Annotated in this window: 15 protein-coding genes; 5 read left to right on the forward strand and 10 right to left on the reverse strand. The window is 55.8% G+C overall.

Going from position 1 to position 17,421, the window contains the following annotated elements:
- Positions 1-248: 248 nt before the first annotated feature.
- Positions 249-1,235 carry a GlxA family transcriptional regulator gene (locus tag FKCLFG_RS13825; protein ID WP_472613654.1) on the reverse strand — a complete coding sequence of 329 codons (987 nt, stop codon included), beginning with the start codon at positions 1,233-1,235 and terminating at the stop codon, positions 249-251.
- Positions 1,236-1,346: 111 nt separating this feature from the next.
- Here FKCLFG_RS13825 and FKCLFG_RS13830 point away from each other — a divergent pair, with 111 nt between their 5' ends.
- Together FKCLFG_RS13830 and FKCLFG_RS13835 are read left to right on the forward strand one after the other, a co-directional pair.
- Positions 1,347-2,162, forward strand: coding sequence for an MlaE family ABC transporter permease (locus tag FKCLFG_RS13830; protein WP_472613655.1), 816 nt, complete (start codon positions 1,347-1,349; stop codon positions 2,160-2,162).
- Between the two features lie 48 nt (positions 2,163-2,210).
- Positions 2,211-3,185, forward strand: coding sequence for an MlaD family protein (locus FKCLFG_RS13835; RefSeq protein WP_472613656.1), 975 nt, complete (start codon positions 2,211-2,213; stop codon positions 3,183-3,185).
- Between the two features lie 13 nt (positions 3,186-3,198).
- Here FKCLFG_RS13835 and FKCLFG_RS13840 read toward each other — a convergent pair whose 3' ends face one another.
- Both FKCLFG_RS13840 and FKCLFG_RS13845 read right to left on the reverse strand, forming a co-directional pair.
- Positions 3,199-4,254, reverse strand: coding sequence for an RNA-guided endonuclease InsQ/TnpB family protein (locus FKCLFG_RS13840; RefSeq protein ID WP_472613657.1), 1,056 nt, complete (start codon positions 4,252-4,254; stop codon positions 3,199-3,201).
- On the reverse strand, positions 4,251-4,469 hold the full coding sequence (locus FKCLFG_RS13845) for a ribbon-helix-helix domain-containing protein (protein WP_472613658.1): 219 nt from the start codon (positions 4,467-4,469) through the stop codon (positions 4,251-4,253). The genes FKCLFG_RS13840 and FKCLFG_RS13845 overlap by 4 nt, the downstream gene beginning before the upstream one ends.
- Before the next feature lie 39 nt (positions 4,470-4,508).
- Here FKCLFG_RS13845 and FKCLFG_RS13850 point away from each other — a divergent pair, with 39 nt between their 5' ends.
- Positions 4,509-5,180, forward strand: coding sequence for a hypothetical protein (locus FKCLFG_RS13850; RefSeq protein ID WP_472613659.1), 672 nt, complete (start codon positions 4,509-4,511; stop codon positions 5,178-5,180).
- A 136-nt stretch (positions 5,181-5,316) separates the two neighbouring features.
- Here the strand turns inward: FKCLFG_RS13850 and FKCLFG_RS13855 are convergent, their stop codons facing one another.
- From FKCLFG_RS13855 to FKCLFG_RS13880, 6 genes are all read right to left on the reverse strand, one after another.
- Positions 5,317-8,592, reverse strand: coding sequence for a type I restriction endonuclease subunit R (locus FKCLFG_RS13855; RefSeq protein ID WP_472613660.1), 3,276 nt, complete (start codon positions 8,590-8,592; stop codon positions 5,317-5,319).
- A 7-nt stretch (positions 8,593-8,599) separates the two neighbouring features.
- The gene (locus FKCLFG_RS13860; protein WP_472613661.1) at positions 8,600-9,826 is read right to left on the reverse strand and encodes a restriction endonuclease subunit S; all 1,227 of its coding nucleotides are present in this window, start codon (positions 9,824-9,826) and stop codon (positions 8,600-8,602) included.
- Positions 9,823-12,063 carry a type I restriction-modification system subunit M gene (locus FKCLFG_RS13865; protein ID WP_472613662.1) on the reverse strand — a complete coding sequence of 747 codons (2,241 nt, stop codon included), beginning with the start codon at positions 12,061-12,063 and terminating at the stop codon, positions 9,823-9,825. The genes FKCLFG_RS13860 and FKCLFG_RS13865 overlap by 4 nt, the downstream gene beginning before the upstream one ends.
- Before the next feature lie 74 nt (positions 12,064-12,137).
- Positions 12,138-12,515 (reverse strand): type II toxin-antitoxin system RelE/ParE family toxin, encoded by a 378-nt coding sequence (locus FKCLFG_RS13870; RefSeq protein ID WP_472613663.1) that lies wholly within the window; start codon positions 12,513-12,515, stop codon positions 12,138-12,140.
- A gap of 21 nt (positions 12,516-12,536) precedes the next feature.
- Entirely contained in the window at positions 12,537-12,827 is a 291-nt protein-coding gene (locus tag FKCLFG_RS13875; protein WP_472613664.1) for a type II toxin-antitoxin system Phd/YefM family antitoxin, read from the reverse strand.
- Positions 12,828-12,987: 160 nt separating this feature from the next.
- The gene (locus FKCLFG_RS13880; RefSeq protein WP_472613665.1) at positions 12,988-13,896 is read right to left on the reverse strand and encodes a DMT family transporter; all 909 of its coding nucleotides are present in this window, start codon (positions 13,894-13,896) and stop codon (positions 12,988-12,990) included.
- A 334-nt stretch (positions 13,897-14,230) separates the two neighbouring features.
- On the opposite strand from FKCLFG_RS13880, the gene FKCLFG_RS13885 reads away from it, so the two are divergent.
- Together FKCLFG_RS13885 and FKCLFG_RS13890 are read left to right on the forward strand one after the other, a co-directional pair.
- Positions 14,231-14,686, forward strand: a complete 456-nt coding sequence (locus FKCLFG_RS13885) for a MarR family winged helix-turn-helix transcriptional regulator (RefSeq protein WP_472613666.1) — start codon at positions 14,231-14,233, stop codon at positions 14,684-14,686.
- 218 nt (positions 14,687-14,904) lie between these two features.
- Positions 14,905-16,323: a sensor domain-containing protein gene (locus tag FKCLFG_RS13890; protein WP_472613667.1), complete on the forward strand. Its 1,419-nt coding sequence runs from the start codon at positions 14,905-14,907 to the stop codon at positions 16,321-16,323.
- 104 nt (positions 16,324-16,427) lie between these two features.
- Here FKCLFG_RS13890 and secF read toward each other — a convergent pair whose 3' ends face one another.
- Positions 16,428-17,366 carry a protein translocase subunit SecF gene (gene secF / locus FKCLFG_RS13895; protein WP_472613668.1) on the reverse strand — a complete coding sequence of 313 codons (939 nt, stop codon included), beginning with the start codon at positions 17,364-17,366 and terminating at the stop codon, positions 16,428-16,430.
- Positions 17,367-17,421: the final 55 nt, after the last annotated feature.

The following is a 17,421-nucleotide window of genomic DNA, read 5'->3' on the forward strand; positions in this document are numbered from 1 at the left end:
TTGACTCCCAAATCATCCTGAAGAGGTTGTCATTGTAAAAAAACCGGCGCTAAAACTCTTTTGAAACTGCGACAGGAAATATCATAATCCCGTGGCCTGCGGCGCGGCGTTCGCACCCGGGTGCGCTGCTACAGGCGGCGCGGAGATTTTGCAAAAGCCCACCACGGATAAATACATGCCATTGTATTTTTATATTCCGCAATATACATATGCTGAAACGGCGGCATTTATATGCATACCCCAAGTTTTTACGATTTCAGTGGGTGCGGCAGAACGCTGCGGCCGGGCACCAGCTTGCGTTGTCGCTCCTCGCGCGGGGTGATGCCGAACAGCGCGCCGTAAGCGGTAGAAAAATGCGAACCGGAGGAAAAGCCGCACATCAGGCCGATCTGAACGATCGAATGGTGCGACTCGCGCAGCAGCTGGCGCGAGCGTTGCAGCCGCAGCTCCAGGTAATAGCGGGAAGGCATCGCGGCCAGATATTGCTTGAACAGGCGCTCCAGCTGGCGGCGCGAGATGCCGACCAGGTTGGCGATGTCGTCGGTGGCGAGCGGCTCCTCGATATTGCTCTCCATCAGCGCGACCGCTTCTGACAATTTCGGCTGCAACACGCCGAAGCGCGCCTGCAGCGCCTGGCGCTGGCGCTCGGCTGCGCCGCGGATGCGGTCCACGCACAGCGCTTCCTGGATTTGCGCCTGCAATTGGGCGTCGAACAGCGCGCCGATCAGGCACAGCGCAAAGTCCATGCTGGCGGCGCCGCCGCAGCAACTCAGCCGATTGCCGTCGATCTCGAATAAATTCGGCGTCAGGATGGCGCGCTCGGCGACCTCGCCGGCGTCCGCATACAGCGCCCACGGCAACGCGGTGCGCGCCGCTTCCATCGCGCCGCTGCGCGCCAGCCATAACACTGCCGCCCCGACCGCGCCCCAGAACGGCGCGCGCTGACAGCGCTCCAGCAAGATGCGGCCCTGATCCTTATTCAATTGACCCAGCGCATCGTCGGAAACCAACAGGCAGAGTTGCGCCGCAGGCCAATCCGGCGTTTGCAGCGAAGGTTTCAGCGCGGACTCCAGCGCCAGCAATTCAAGCTGCAAACGCGCCGGTCCCAGCGCTTTGGCCGCCATCTGCAGCGGCTGCAACAGCCCTGCCAGCGTGAGCGAGACTTCGCCGTCGGGGCAAATCAGCAGGATGCGCAACGGGACTTGGTTTAGGGCGGAGAGAGAAACAAATGGCATCGGAGCAGAATACGCTTTTTCAGCGCGCACCTACAAGCGGGCAGCGCAGGCAACGCAGACAGCAGCACGGACTGGGATTGCAAATACCGCATTCGCTGCTACCATGCCGGGATGATGACTCAAGCTACTTACTTGTCGGCGCTCAAGCGCCTGGGCCGCAGAGTGCTGGCGTGGCTCGGCAGCTGGTGGCAGATCGTGCTGTTTGGTGTGCTGGTATTGACGCTGGCGCTGTCGCCATCGACCTACAGCCGTGCCGGCCGCAGCACTATCGCGCGCGAGATCGTGCGCGCGACGATGCCGAACCTGATGTGGTTTACCGTGCTGTCGGCCCTGATCAGCGTGGTGCTGATCCGGATTGTGGTTGTCACTGCTCTCAGCTACGGCTTGTCGCGTTTCGCCATCGAGATGGTGGTCAGGGTGCTGGTGCTCGAACTGATTCCGCTCACGGCCGCCATGTTCGTGGCGCTGCGTTGCACCCTGCCAGACAGCGCGGAGATCGCGCTGATGCGCGCGCAGGGCGCCTTGGACGCCTTGCGGCGCAAAGGGATAGACCCGATCCGTCAGGAATTTTTGCCGCGCGTGCTGGCCGGCGTGTTTTCGGTGTGGATGCTGGGCGCGGTCAGCTGCCTGCTTACCCTGGTTCTGGCATATCTGGCAATCTATGGCTTCACGCCCTGGGCGCTGACAGGCTACACGCGGGTGGTCGGCCAGGTATTCAACCCGGCCGTGACCTTGATCCTGGTGCTCAAAATCTTCTTTTTCAGCCTGGCCGTGTCGTTCATCCCGATGGCTTCGGCGTATTACGATGACGTGGCCGCGGTACGCCGCCACCGCACCGACCTAGCCAGCGGATTGGCCGGCATGGTGCGCCTGTTTGCCGTTGTGCTGGTGATTGAAGTGGCCTCGTTGATGGGCAATTATTATTAGCTTACTGATAGTTTTTCAAAAAAATACCTCCGCCAAACATACATATCCATGACAGATAAAACAAACGACACAGCACCCCTGCCCGCCACGCCGCCGATTCCCCATGTCGAGTTCAAGGCGGCCTTGCTGCTGATCTTGATGGTGGTATTGGTGTCGGCCACGGTGGTCTACCTGATGTATGCGCGCGGCGCATTCGAATCAACCCAGAAGCTGGTGCTGGTGGCGGACGACGCCGAGGGCGTTATGGTCGGGATGGACATCACGTTCGCCGGCTTTCCGATCGGGCGCGTCAGCCGCATCGAACTCAACAACCAAGGCAAGGCCCGGATGATTATCGAAGTGGGGCGCAAGGATGCGCACTGGTTGCGCAGCTCCAGCATCTTCACGATGGAACGCGGCATGGTGGGCGCTACGCGTTTGCGCGCCTTCAGCGGCGTCCTGAGCGACCCGCTGCTACCCGACGGCGCTATACGCAACGTGCTGGCAGGCGACGCCACCGCCGAAATTCCCCGCATTCTGGTTGCCACCAAAGAATTAATTCAAAACCTGAACACCCTGACCGCAACCGACTCGTCGCTGGACTTGAGCTTGCGCAACGTGAAGTCCGTCACTGAAAAACTCAACGGCAAGAGCGGAGCGCTGGGCGTCATCACCGGCACCGATGAAAATGCGAAAAAACTGCTGGTCACGCTCGACCGCGCCAACCAGTTGCTGGCCACCGTCGATGGCATGGCGACCAAGGCCGACCGCCAGGTATTTGGCAAGAACGGCGTGATGCCTGAAGCACAGGCGACTATCGCCCAGCTCAACGGCTTGCTAACCGACGTCAGGACCAGCATGAAAAAAGTCGATGCGGTGTTGGTCGAAGCGCAGGCGGTCGGCGCCAACGTCAAAGACGCGACCGTCGATCTGGCCCCGCTGCGCGCCGACGTCGAGAGCAACTTGCGCAAGGTCGAGCAACTGGTCAATGAAATCAATCGCAAGTGGCCGTTCAAACGCGAAGCGGAGATCAAACTGCCTTGACGTCCTCCCCGTCCTAAAGGACGGGGACTCCTACAGCTAGCGTCGCACGTCCGCGACGGAGAATGTTTAACGCAGCATTTTGGTCACGATCATGTACACAACCGCAATCACTGCATTTCCATTCCCTTATTCCAAGCCCTGCGATACCTTTCGGCCGCGAGTCAGGCAGATTGCCGCAACTCGAACAGGTTTGGGTGGTAAAACTTTCGTTCACTTCTTCGTACCAAGCCCCTGTCGCAATCGACTTGTATTTGAGCATGCTTCGGAAGGACGACCAACCTGCATCCAAAACAGATTTCGCCATACTGGTCTTGGCGAGCCCGGCGGCATTCACGTTGCCGACCGCAATGTAATCAAACTCTCGGACGATGCGCGCCGAAAGTTTGTGGTGAAAATCGTTTCTACGGTTCGTGATTTGCGCATGGATCGCGTTCACGCGGCGCTTTTTGTGGGCGCGCTGCGCCACTGCCAGCGCCTGTTCAGTGCCGCGATAGATGCGCTGTGCCTCGATTTTTTCGCCATTGGACAGCGTGGCAAAGTCTTTCAGCCCAAGGTCTATACCAACACCGCGCACCGGCTGACGAACCCCGGCAGCGACGATATCAACATCAATGACGATGTTCAGAAACCAGTTGCTCTTGCGATCCCTGGCAAAGTTGGTGCCATCCTTGATCTTGCCTTCGGGCAGGGCGCGACTGTTGAATACGCGGAAGGTGTTGCCGGCAAAACGAAACGCATCGCCCTCGCGCTTCAATTCACGGCCCTTGATCGGTACCCAGCCCATCGATTTTCTGGCGCTGCGATAGCGCAGATACGGACGCTTCTTTTGGGACCGCGACTTGGCGTATTGCTCGCACACGGCATTGACCGTGCCGGAATGCAAGCCAAGTTCCTTGCTGCTGCCAGCCGTGAGCTTGTTCAGGTCGAACCCGGTATGCCAACGCCGGCCAAAACGCAAAGCATCCTTTTGCCGGTCGTTACAGAAATTCCAGACGAAATTACAGGCCCGGCTTTGCTGGTTCAGCAGGCCGTTCAGCGATTTCACTCTGTATCTGTAAACAAGGATCATTTTTGCTTTTTGAGAAAATCTTCAATGGCGCGCCGAATCAGCTCGGCAACCGAAAGTCCAGTTTGTTCTGACAGGGCTTTCAGCCGTTCAACCGATGGGTTGGTCAGATATATGTTTGTCCGTTTCATGCCCACAATGTACGCCACATTTGATATGGAGCGCAGCATGTGTTTAAGCGCCAAAGCAGGGAAACCTTCGGCTTCCGCTCTTTTCACTCCCCGGCCTGAAGACCGGGGTTTCTCGGAGCAAATATAATGAAATTTATCCCATTTTTTGGCGTCGCCATGCTCGCCCTACTATTTAGCGCCTGCGCCAGCGGCCCTGCCGTTCCTGACTGGCAAATGAACGCCCAAAGCGGCATCGGGCGCGCCAGCGCTGCCTATATGTCCGGCAACGACAGAGTCGAAGTTCAGGAATTCGCCAAGGCGCGCAGCGAAATGGCCAGCACCGGTCAGATCGCATTGGTGGCGCGCGCGGAATTGATCCGCTGCGCCAGCCGCGTGGCCAGCCTGGTGCTGGAAGACTGCGCCGGCTTTGAAAAGCTGCGCCAGGACGCAGCAGCACCGGAACGCGCCTACGCCGACTATTTGGCCGGCCGTGCGCAACCGCAAGACGTCGCGCTGCTGCCCGCGCAGCATCAAGGCGTGATGCGCGCCGGCGCAGACCCTGCGGCAGTTTCTGCTGCTATGGCCGGCATCAGCGATCCGCTGTCCCGCTTAGTGGCTGCCGGCGTCTTGTTGCGCAGCGACCGCGCCAGCCCGGCTGTGCTGACGCTGGCGGTCGACACCGCCTCCGCCCAAGGCTGGCGGCGTCCGTTGCTGGCATGGCTCGGCGTGCAAGCAATGCGCGCCGAGCAAGCCGGCGCTACCGCAGAAGCGCTGCGCCTGCGCCGGCGCATGGATCTGGTTCAGCAGGCCAAACCCTAATAATCCATCTGTGGATTTTTGACCGGATTGCTTTATGCAATCTTAATATTGCCAATATATTCGCCTGGCACACGAATTCATTGGCGTTTCGAGGTCTGGTGTGAGCCCGCTTAAATGCCGGCCTCACAGTTACGCATCAATGCATCTGCCCCATAAACTCGACATGTCGGAACACTGACTCGGCACTCAGGATAATTTCATCTTGGGTGAACTCATCGGGCATCCCTGCGAACAATTCATTAATAATAGCCACCTTGAGTTTTGCCTGAGCAGAGGCGCGGTCTCGTAGACTGCCCATTTGTCTTCGATTTTCTAGCATGGCAAGTAGTGCGATGGAAACGCTTTTAATCTTTTCGCGATCTTTTTTACTGAGCTTGAGCTTGTTATTACTGAGCAAGTCGAACACGGCGAGTTGGTCTTCGCTTTCCAAACCTTCGCGAGTGTAGCGTTGTTCTTCTTGATCAAGCGAATCGTGAAAGCGCAACAACTCTTCGAAAACACGTTGGATTTCAACTTCATCTTTATCGCGGTTATATTCCGCAACGATGTCGAGATAGCGCTGATAAAAATCCATCCGCACTGGGTTTTTAGCAATCATGCTCGCCAAGCGCGCTTCAATTTTTTCTTTCAGGGTCAGCGTCGCCTTTTGCTTTAAAGGGCTCTTGGCAAACTCGGCGCGCAGGCGCTCAAAATTGATGCCTGAAAGATCGTATTGCTTGGTCTCCTGATACGTCCCAAGTGGTTCTAATTTTGCCGCCACAGCAGCGTCTACCACGGCGTTCAATTCCTGAAGAATGCGGTTGATATCGACATCGTCACGCGCCTTTTGCAGACGGTTATAGATGGCAGAAATGGCATTTTCCTCGTCGTCGTAGTTAAATAGCCCGGCATTAGGAAACAAGCCGCGGAAGCGGTCTGTAATGTCTTCGCAGAGCACCTGGTAGGTTTTTTTGCTTTCTGCATCACAGCAAACCGCATTCTCGGCCAGTAGCAATTCCAACTGTTTGTCAAAGCCATCGGCCTCGATCAGTTTATCAAGGTCATAGCCAACGCCCATCAAATGCGTTCTGGCCTTCAGGATCGCTTCGGCATAGTCGGCCAACGCCTGCGTCTCGTCGCGCAAAGGGTCTACGGCTGGACCGCCAGCATCGCCCTGGGCAAAAGTCGCCAAGGCTTTACGCAGACTTTTGAGCATGCCGTTGTAATCGATTACCAAGCCGTTTATCTTGTTGGCCGCCACGCGATTTACCCGCGCGATGGCCTGCATCAATGTGTGTCCTTTCATCGGCTTATCCAGATATAGCGTCGCCAATGATTTCACGTCAAAGCCTGTCAGCCACATAGCGCAAACAATCGCGATGCGGAAAGGATGCTTGCTATCCTTGAAGCATTCTTCCAGCTTGCGGCCAGCGATGCCTTTGCTGATCAGATCGCGATGCGGGCGTACATCGAGCCCCCATTCTTCGAAGTCTTTCACTTCGTTCTGTTCAGGGCTAAACACCGCACACATTTGGGTTTCGCGCATCCACGACACATGCGCGCGCAAGCGTTCCACAAAGGGACTTGGCTTTTTTCCGGTTTTGGTGAGGAGAGCTTCTTGATTGGCCAGCTTGGCTTCCAACTCGACTGTCTTCGCTTCCCAGCGGGTTTTAATCAGCACATACATGCGACCACAGGTAATCTTGTCGATGCAGACAAACATCGCCTTTGAATTTCCGCCATAGTGAATCGCTTCACCCGGTTTGGTTGAAGGTTCCATCAAACGCCAGCGCTGGTGGAAGTGTTCGACAAAATCAGTTGCGATATCGCCCAGATGGCTATCGGAAGTCAGCACCGGATAATCGCGCGCCAATTGCCGATAGAGTTTTTCTTCCTGCTCTTCGTCCAGTTCGCCATCCGCTTTGGCGGCGTCAATACGTTCTTCAATGCGCCGGTTCAAGTCAGCATCGACAATCTGCAGTTTCTCGCCGCGATTCTCATAGTACAGAGGCAACGTTGCGCCATCGGCTACCGCACGTTGAAAGTCGTATACCGAGACATAATCGCCAAACACCTCGCGGGTAACTTGTTTTTCAGGGCCATCAATCAGCGGGGTTCCGGTGAAACCGATGAACTTTGCGTTTTGCAATGCCTTACGCATGTTCAAGGCCAAACGATTATATTGGGTGCGGTGCGCTTCATCGGACACTACGATGATGTCATCGCGGAGGCTCCAAGGCTCTTTTACCTGCTCGTGAAATTTATGGATCAAGCTAAATACATAGCGGCGATCTTGATCCTGGAGCAATCGTTGCAGGCCATTGCCATCGCGCGCTTTGTCGCCTTTGTTGGTGGCTACGCCGCAGTTCACAAAGGTGCCGTAGATTTGCGCGTCAAGCTCTTTGCGGTCGGTCATTAGCACGAAGGTGTAGCGCGCCGATACCGTGCGATGGATTTTTTGACAGAAAAACACCATCGAATAACTCTTGCCGCTACCCTGCGTATGCCAGAACACGCCCAAGCGGCCAGCTGCCACATCGGGGGTATTGCGCCGCAAATTGGCGATAGCGAGATTCACACCCAAATACTGGTGATTGCGCGCAACGATTTTCACCACAAAGCCTTCGCTGTTATCAAACAGCGTGAAATTCTCTACTATATCCAGCAAATTTTTCTTGCTGCACATGCCCTGCAGCAGAATCGGCAGCAGCGGCTTCTTCGGCGCTTCATTCGCTTTCGGTGCGGGATCTTCATCGCTTTCAGTCAGTCGCTTCCAGCGGTAGAAGTGATCCCAGCCGTTGTTAAGCGCGCCAAAACGGGCATCTACGCCATTCGACACAATCACCAATGCATTGAAGTGAAACAGATGCGGGATGGTGTCTTTGTTATCGCGATAATTATCGTCAAACGCTGCCTTTAAGCCTTTGTCGTGGCGCTTTAGTTCGATAAACACCAGCGGCAGACCATTCACAAAGCCGACAATATCGCAGCGCCGATCCCACGATGCGCCCTTTACCCATAGTTCGCGCACCGCCAGAAAATCGTTGTTGTCGGGCGTATCAAAATCAATCACCCGCACCCGCTCGTCACTCTCGCCATCGGCCGATTTCACCTTTACCGGCACGCCATCGCGCAGCAGTTTCCACTTGGTCTCGTTATGCTGCAGCATCGACTTGCTTGGGTCGGTATCCAGCAACGTATCCATGGCGGCCACCAATGCCGAATCCGGCAGCTTGGGGTTCAGCTTCTTCAGCGCCGCTGTTAGCGCGCGGGTGAGCACCACTTCCGAGCGATCCTTGCGCCCCAGCAGTGAATCCGGGCCGTAGGTTTCTTTATCGTACGCATAGATCGAGCGCCATTTCAGCGTTTTTTCGAGAAACGCCGCAGCAGGTTCTTGAACCAGGATATCTTCTGAGTAATCGCGTCGGGCCATAGTGGGTTCACACGGCCAGTTGGCCGGACATTAGTTTGGGGAGTAAGGCGTCGCGTGCTTCTGCCAGCAAATTACAGGACATGACCAGAGCATTGACCTGTTCGAAGATAGGCCATACTAAGTTATGAAATTCGACTTGAAGATGATTTGGAGGCGCCAATAATTTCAAAGCACCAATGTCTGCACGACCTAGTTCTAGTTGATTGGTTGCGCCTCTGCCCATTGATTCAAAAACTGGTGCCAGTTCCAGCAATGCAACGCCTAAAAATCCCATCGTTTTAGCCAATTTTGGGCGCGCAATGGTGACATGTGTATCGACAGTACAGTCAGCAATTTCTCCTCGCACCTGGGCAACACGACCAAGCGTGCCCGCGCCAGTTGAATTGATTAAAATATCGCCCAGTTGAACCAGCTTATCTTCCCTAACCTCTTTCGATTGGTGCCGTGCAGGCGCTAAATTCAAACGCCCTTCACGAATACATTTTTGATTGATGACCAATCCTTTAGCCAAGTCGTCGTATTTTGGTGTAATCCCACGACTTAACAATACAGTGAAGTCGTCAACAGGTTTACGGTCCCAACCATCCGGCAGGCCATCCGTCACCTCCACTAACGCATAACCGGGAAAGCGGAGTTTGACGAACCATTCGCGATACAACAGCCGCGCCGATTCTTCGAGCAATGCGATACGGCGGTGGTTGTTTTCGATGAGATCGTCGTAGGCTGAAAATAGTTTAACGACTCTATCTTGCACGTCAATTGGTGGTAGTTGAAACTCAAAGCTGGCAATGTCTTTGCCGCTGATATGTGGAATATTTGCGCCGGTCGTAATTCGTTCGATATGGACTACAAAGGACAATGCAGAAAGGGCGTAACGTAGGTAGTTCGTTGTGGCTTTTTGCGGTATGCCACGGATTAGAGTAACACGCTGGACGAGCAAGCACGGAAGATCTTGTTCCTTGATCCATGCAAGCTTCAGCCCGCCGCCGACGATGGGGCGATCCATTGCTAAGATCACGTCGTCCACCCGAAGTTGGTAACGCGCCAAATCATCATAGGCATCGTTGCGCCACTTCATGGCTTTATCGCCCCAACGAATGTGACCTTGCTGAACGTTGTCGCCTCGTACAAGTTTCACACCATCTTCGGATGCTCCAAGAAATTGCTGGCTCTTGAATGCAAAACCAACCAACATGTCGGCAACGTCACCTAGCTTAACCGTCTCCAGTTTCATTCAATAAGTCCCGAAAAAGCCAATTGAATTCTGCTTGCCAGTTCCGTTGCCCTATCGTTCAGCTCGGCCAACTCGCTGTGAACCTCCTTCATTCGCGTCACGAATGCTTGATCGTCTTCTGCGTCCGGACCGCCCACCGCGACGCCGACATAGCGCCCCGGTGTCAGCGAATAATCGTTAGCGGCAATATCTGCGCGCGTAACCAGCTTGCACAGGCCGCCAACATCGTCATACAAACCTTCGGGGAAGCGGCTTAACAGCCAATGCGCCTGGTGGATAAAATAGGGTGCGCGTTTCAGCGCCTCGTGGCTTAAGTCGCGCACGGTGAGCGCTTCGTGCTTTTTTACATCGCGCGCTTGCAGGGCTTTCTTGGCACTGCGGCAGGGTTCCGGGTCGAATCCAGGCCACAGCCGTGCACGGCATTGTTTTTCGGCTGTGTCCAACAGCTTGAGCCACGCTTTATGGCGCGCTTCCACCGCGTCCAGCGCCGCTTTCAAAACAGCTTGCAGGGCTTCAAGTTGGACTTGCAGGTTTTTCCGGGAAGCGAAGTCAACCGATGTGCTGATTTGAGCGCGTGTCTTGAGGGCTTGCGCTAGCAAGGTTTGCACGCTTGATTTCCAGGCCGTCGATTGGCTTTGCGCCTCTGCCACTTGCGCGCGAAAGTCAGCCAGCACCGCATCTTCCAAGCGCTGTTCTTCGGCCAGTTTGCCGCGCACGGTTGCCAAGGCTGCAGTGTCTTGCGTGGCTTTAGCCAGTTTGACCAATGCGTTTGATAACTTCGCGACGGTGTCGCTATCGCTGCGCAAGCGCGTCGGCAACGTATCTAGCCAGTTAGCCGCGACGCTCTGATAACGACCGAGCAGATCAGTAAACTTGTCTTGCTCGCCACGATATAGCCACGTAATCGCGGTGAGATTGGCGAGTTGTTCGTCGGTGAAAATGTGTGAGCGTGCCGAGACCACGGTGTAGACGTTGCGCGCGTCGATCATCAATACATCGTCGATAGTTTCTTTAGTCTTATTCTTATCAAAAAACCACAGGGTGCAAGGCAGGCTGCGGGTATAAAAGAACTTATTCCCGATGGATATCATCACGTCCACATGGCCGGTTTCCACTAGCTTTTGGCGGATTTCTTTGTCTTTGTTCCCTGCGTCCGAGGCGCTGGAGGCCATTACGAAACCGGCGCGGCCTGTATCGTTCAGGTAACTGTAGAAATACTGTAGCCACAGGCTATTGGCGTTAGAAATCGTCTCGCCATCGTCTTTCTTTTTGCTCTTGCCAGCCGTGCCCGGCAGGCCAAATGGCAAGCGATTGCCTTCGCCCACATGGCCCTTGATCTTGTTGAGCTGCACGCCATCCACATTAAACGGCGGATTAGCCATCACAAAATCACACTTGCCCAGCAAATCATGCTGGTCTTCGTAGAAGGTATTTCCAATCTTGATTTGGCCTTCCAGCCCATGCACGGCCAAGTTCATCCGCGCCAGTTTGCTGTTGAGGTCGGCTTTTTCCTGGCCGTAGAAGGTGATGTCTACATCGTTGGTATTTTTATGGCGCGCATCTTCGATAAAGTGGCCGGTCTGCACAAACATGCCGGCAGAACCGCAGGCCGGGTCTAGCACCTTGCCATGATCGGGTTCGATGACGTTGACGATCATGCGAACCAAGCTTGGCGGCGTAAAGAATTCGCCGCCTTCTTGCGCGCCGCTCATGGCGAATTGGTTGAGAAAGTATTCGTAGATGCGGCCAAAGACATCGCCCTTGGCCCCGGCGAGCAGCGGGCGATTAAAAATTTTGATCAGTTCAGCCAGCAGATCAGGATCAAAACCAATATAGTCTTTAGGCAAGGCGCCCGCCAGCAGTTTATTGCCATGCTGGTCGCTGACCTGATCTTCAATCGCAAGCATGGCGTCGCGAATATTGACACCCAAAGTCGCACTTTGCGGCAAGCTGGCAAGGTAATCGTAACGGCTCTTTTCCGGCAAATAGATGGCGGCCTTGCCGCTAAACCCCAGCTTGATGAGCCCTTCCCGCACGGCACCGGTGGCGCGAGCCGGAATAGCGGCTTCGACTTGCGGCAGCAATGCATTGAAGCGCGTGGTGGCATGACGCAGGAAGATGAGCCCCAGCACCGGCATCGAGTATTCAGTTGCGGTGAGCTTGGAGTTGGCTCGGAGCTGATCGGCGGCTTCCCAAAGATCATCTTCGAGTTGTTTTAATTCTTGGTAATCAATCATTTTTCACGGTTTTTCTGTGTGCTGCCTGCTGCAGCGACTTGAATCGCAATCTTGTCAGCTAGGCGTTGTTGCAGTTACGTCGCAGGCCAGTGCCCGGCAAAGTCAAACGAGAGCTGCCGATGGTGTTTGATCGACAGCAGGGTGACGGTCTCATCGTAGCGTGCGTACAGTATCTGGTAATCGGACAACAGGTACTCGCGCAACTCTCCATCGCCTAACTTGGCTCGCAGCGCGGCAACGGCAGTGAGCACTTCGACCGACCTGGCCGGGCGCTCCATGAACGACCGCCCCATGTCTGGAAATCGCTCAAGGTTAGGAACGACGGTATCGAGCAATGCGTCCAGCAGCGCGTCGTAGGCATGCTGTGCGCTGGCTTCTGCCAGGAATGCAGCAATGCTTTCGAGGTTGCGTTCAAAGTTGGCGGCGAGCCTGACGATGGTTTTTTGTGGCACGTGATGTCCTTGCTGCAAAAGTTACGCACCGGGGCGATTTTTCAATCGCTGGATGGCATCGCGTGCGTCTTCCACACGACCGGCGGTAATGTCGTCCAGCCCTTTGCCGGCTTCGTCGATCAGCAGCAGATGGATGCGTTCACGCTCAAGCTGGTGGTAGTAGTCGAGACGCCGGGCGTCGATCAGCGCGACGTAACTCTCGCCATTCTTGGTAATGATTTTCTCGGCGCCAGCCTTGACCTGCTCGGCCAGTTCGGAGAGGTTGGCGCGGGCCTGCGAAAACGGCACGATGTCGCTTGTAGAGATACCCATGAATGCCTCCTTGATTGTGCAAAATGTGCAAAATTTTGTACATTATATGGCAAGGCGCTGTAGGCAGAAATTATTTCACGCGCGTTCCTAAGGTCGCTGGTGCGCACTCCGCACCAGCGACCTATCCCTAACAAGACTGATCATCTCCCTGGAAAAAACATCAGGACGCAACCGGCACCGCCTCGGGTATTTTCGCCTGCGCGCCGCGGCCCTTCCACTGGCTGACTATGATGCCGGCGATCAGCAACACGCCGCCGATCACGCCGCGCCAGCCCATGGTTTCACCTATCCAGAAATAGGCGGCGATGGCCGCGCAGGCCGGCTCGAACGCATACGTGACGGCGGCCTCGTTGGCGCTGGTATGACGCTGGCCCCAGACTTGCAGCGAAAGTATCGCGGCGGTGGCGACGATGCTGAGGTACAGCAGATTCGGGGCGTGCTGGCGCACCGCCTGCTGCAATTGCAGCCAGTCGACCGATTTGTGCGGCAGCTCCCACAGCAGCAGCCAGAGCGCAGCGAAAATGCCGACCGTAATGATTTGGACCGCAGTCAATGCCATCAGATGACTGGCCTTGCGAGTCGCCATTTCCATCTGCTTGACGTAAATGCCGTAGCAGACTGCGCCGCCCAGCGCCAGCGTGTCGCCATACGACCAGGCTCCGCCATCCCAGCACAGCGCCGAAATGCCAGCCATCGCCAGCGTAATGGCGAGCGCGATGTGGCGCGGCGGCAGCTTGCCGGCCAGCACGCCCAACAGCGGCACCACCAGCACGTTCAGGCCGGTGACGAAGGCATTGCGGTTGGAACTGGTCAGTGCCAGGCCTTCGGTTTGCAGCATGAAGGAGACAAACAGGGTCGCGCCCAACAGCGCACCCGCCAGCACATCGATCCGCCGGGCCCGCCACAGAAAGGGCGACAGCAACAGACCCGCCAGCGAGAAGCGCAGCAGCGCGATCCAGACCGCGGACAGATCGGCCGATAAATCCTTCATGGCCGGAAAAGTCGTGCCCCAGACGCAGGTCACAAGCAGCAGCGCCAGAATGCCGCGCAGGTGGTGAGGTATCAACATAGTCAAGTTCAGGTTAAAAATAGTGGACGGGAAATCCGGCGGCAGAGAATCGAACAGCAGAGATGCACGCTATTAATGCGCTTTTTGATTCTTTTAATGCAGCCTGGAAACACATGGTACTACAATCTGTATTTTTTAAATAAGCCTATTAACATGCGTAAAAAGCATATATAAACGATATACTCCCTTTAATTTCGTCAACGAATGGCAGCAAACCGGGACCTCGATCAGCCTGATCCAGCGCATTGAACGCAGCCCGATCTGAGCCGAAATGATCTGAGCCACGATGATGGCCGATAAGTTCGACAACGCCGGCTGCCGATATAATCGCGATATGAAAGAACGCTACTTACGCAGCCTGCGCCTGTTGTCCGAGTGCTATCACGGCTTCGAACAAATGTCTGCGCCCGAAATCCGCAAAGCCGGTCTCACTCAGGCGCAATTCGACATCATCGCCACCCTTGGCAATACGCCGGGCATGACCTTCAAGGAACTGGGCCAGAAAACCCTGATAACCAAGGGCACTCTGACCGGCGTCGTCGATCGGCTGGAATGCAAGCAACTGGTGCGGCGCATCACCAGCCTGGAAGACCGCCGCAACACCATTGTGCAACTGACCGCAGCCGGCGAGCGCACTTTCGAACAAGTGTTCGATCCCCACATACAGTTCTGCAAGCAACCGTTTTCCGGCTACGCCGAAGCGGATTTCGTCGCGCTCGAAGCAGCCCTGGGCAAACTCAAAAACCGGCTGGACGCATTGAGCACCGTCAATAAAAGTGCAAAAAAGTAAAACAAAGCAACTTATGCTGCTGCCAACCTAAAAATGCGTCAGAATGTGCAACCAAATTAATTGTCCATATGGAATTTTTCGGGTGTTGCAGCGTCCGACCGAACAATGCAATTCTGGCAAATATTGAAGTGGCGCCTCGCGACATAGGAATAGAAGGAGAGCCGCATCAAATTGGCGACAAACGCTGCCTAACATTCGTTTCTATTTTGCGCATTAGCATGCTAAAAAACCCACCTCCGATTGACGCAACGCAAAGGCGCCAGATGCTGCTGGAATACCAGGCGCTGCTGGACCATGTTTCGCTCGGCATCGCATTTATCCGCGATGGCAATTTTTTGCACTGCAACCGGCGCCTGAGCGACATATTCGGCTGGCCCGACGACCAGCTGGCAGGACAGCCAGCTGGTCTGCTCTTTGCATCGGAGGCCGGTGCCGAACGCTCCGGCCTGGCCACAACGGCACTGGGTGACGGGCAACCGCGTGATGCCGAACTGCTGATGCAAAGACGCGACGGCAGCACGTTTTGGTGCCATCTGGTGGTAAATGCGATCGATTCGGCTGATCCTGGCAAGGGCCAGATATACCTCATTGAAGACATCACCGAACGCCGCGCCGCGGATGCAGCGGCGCGACTGCTGCTGCTGGAACATCAGGCGATTCTGGACAACGTCTCGCTGGCCATCACCTTCACCCGCAAACGCCGCTTTTTGCACTGCAACCAGCGCTTTAGCGAAATGTTCGGCTGGCCCAGCGACGAACTGATCCAGCAAACTACCGATATCCTGTATCCGACGCCGCAAGCGTTCGACGCATTATCCACGCTTGCCAGGGCGACGCTGGGCAGCGGACAACGGCTCGATACCGAACTGCTGATGCAAAGGCGCGACGGCGCCACGTTCTGGTGCCGCATGCTGGCCAAGGCGATCGATCCGGACGATCTCGGCAAGGGTTCGATCTACATCACCGAAGACATCACCGAACGCAGGAACGCGCAAGAAGCGCTGCTGCGCGCACACGACAATCTGGAGTTGCGGGTGCAGGAACGTACCGCAGAACTGGCTACCGCCAACCAGCGCTTGCAAGCCGAGATACTGGAACGCCTGCAAGCTGAAAAACAGATTCGCCACCTGGCCGATCACGACGCCCTGACCGATTTGCCCAACCGCCGCCTGCTGGAAGACCGGCTCAGGCAAGCTATAGCCGTAGCCAAGCGCAGCGGCAACCAGATGGCTGTCATGTTTATCGATCTGGACAGCTTCAAGCCGATCAACGATTTGCTCGGACACCGGGTCGGCGACTTGCTGTTACAGGCAGTAGCGAAACGGCTGCGCGAGCTGCTGCGCGAGATCGATACCGTGGCGCGCATCGGCGGCGACGAGTTCGTTCTGGTGCTGCCCGACATGCACTCGCAGGCGACCGCGTGCGAGGCCGCCAAAAGAATCCTGAGCGCGCTGGTGCAACCGTACCAGGTCGAAGGCAATGTTTTGACCGTCACGCCCAGCATCGGGATTAGCCGCTATCCCGAACACGGCGCCGATGTCGAGACCCTGATAGGCCGCGCCGACGATGCTATGTACCTGGCCAAGCAAATGGGGCGTAGCAATTACCAGTTCTATATTGACCCCGACAAAGAATAGTTTCCCATTTCCAGTTTTTTCATTTCCGCCGCAGCCGCAGCGCACCGATAAAAAAAGCCAGTCGACAGATTTCTGGCGACTGGCTTGGCAATAGCGCTGGATGCTTACACTACTGCGCCATCGCTTTCCACTTTATCCTTGACCGGTTTGACCAGATCTTCGCGCTTGATGCCAAGCCACATTGCGATGGCAGCGGCGACGAACACCGAAGAATAAATCCCGAACAGAATGCCGATGGTCAGCGCCACTGCGAAGTAATGCAGCGCCGGGCCGCCGAACAGCAGCATCGACAGCACCATGATCTGGGTCGAGCCGTGCGTGATGACGGTACGCGAAATAGTGCTGGTGATCGCGTGATCGATGACTTGCGGCACAGCCATCTTGCGGTGCTTGCGGAACATTTCGCGGATACGATCGAAGATAACCACCGATTCATTGACCGAATAGCCCAGCACCGCCAGCACGCCAGCCAGCACTGAGAGTGAAAATTCCCACTGAAAGAATGCGAAAAAACCCATGATAATGATCACGTCATGCAAATTGGCGACAATCGCTGCCACCGCAAACTTCCATTCGAAGCGTAGCGCCAGATAAATCATGATGCCGAGGATCACCATCGTCAGCGCCATCAGGCCGTCATGCGCGAGCTCCTGCCCCACCTGCGGCCCGACGAATTCGGCGCGCCTGAGCGCCACATCGGCATCTTTTGCCTTCAGCGCCGTCATCACCTTGTCGTTTTGCTCGGCTGCCGTCACGCCGCTCTTGAGCGGCAGGCGGATCATCACATCCTGCGCGGTGCCGAAGCTCTGCACCTGGTTATCGGTGTAGCCCAGCGCTACCACCGATTTGCGGATGCCATCGATATCGGCCGCTTTGGAATAGGCCACTTCCATCACGGTTCCACCGGTAAATTCAATCGATAGATGCAAGCCTTTGCTCACCAGGAAAAACACCGCCAGCGCAAACGTGACTGCCGAGATCACATTGAGTACCAATGCGTGGCGCATAAACGGAATATCTTTTTTGATGCGGAATAATTCCATCATCGATCCTTTCAATGCGGTGCTCTGGCCCGGCCAGACCACCGCGAGATGCTTG

It is taken from the genome of Gelidimonas denitrificans (assembly GCF_055694065.1).

Coding starts and splice junctions, on each gene's coding strand:
- FKCLFG_RS13830 (WP_472613655.1), top strand. CDS start 1,347: ATGATGACTCAAGCTACTTACTTGTCGGCGCTCAAGCGCCTGGGCCGC.
- FKCLFG_RS13840 (WP_472613657.1), bottom strand. CDS start 4,254: ATGATCCTTGTTTACAGATACAGAGTGAAATCGCTGAACGGCCTGCTG.
- FKCLFG_RS13880 (WP_472613665.1), bottom strand. CDS start 13,896: ATGTTGATACCTCACCACCTGCGCGGCATTCTGGCGCTGCTGCTTGTG.
- FKCLFG_RS13850 (WP_472613659.1), top strand. CDS start 4,509: ATGAAATTTATCCCATTTTTTGGCGTCGCCATGCTCGCCCTACTATTT.
- secF (WP_472613668.1), bottom strand. CDS start 17,366: ATGGAATTATTCCGCATCAAAAAAGATATTCCGTTTATGCGCCACGCA.
- FKCLFG_RS13835 (WP_472613656.1), top strand. CDS start 2,211: ATGACAGATAAAACAAACGACACAGCACCCCTGCCCGCCACGCCGCCG.
- FKCLFG_RS13865 (WP_472613662.1), bottom strand. CDS start 12,063: ATGATTGATTACCAAGAATTAAAACAACTCGAAGATGATCTTTGGGAA.
- FKCLFG_RS13875 (WP_472613664.1), bottom strand. CDS start 12,827: ATGGGTATCTCTACAAGCGACATCGTGCCGTTTTCGCAGGCCCGCGCC.
- FKCLFG_RS13860 (WP_472613661.1), bottom strand. CDS start 9,826: ATGAAACTGGAGACGGTTAAGCTAGGTGACGTTGCCGACATGTTGGTT.
- FKCLFG_RS13890 (WP_472613667.1), top strand. CDS start 14,905: ATGCTAAAAAACCCACCTCCGATTGACGCAACGCAAAGGCGCCAGATG.
- FKCLFG_RS13825 (WP_472613654.1), bottom strand. CDS start 1,235: ATGCCATTTGTTTCTCTCTCCGCCCTAAACCAAGTCCCGTTGCGCATC.
- FKCLFG_RS13855 (WP_472613660.1), bottom strand. CDS start 8,592: ATGGCCCGACGCGATTACTCAGAAGATATCCTGGTTCAAGAACCTGCT.
- FKCLFG_RS13885 (WP_472613666.1), top strand. CDS start 14,231: ATGAAAGAACGCTACTTACGCAGCCTGCGCCTGTTGTCCGAGTGCTAT.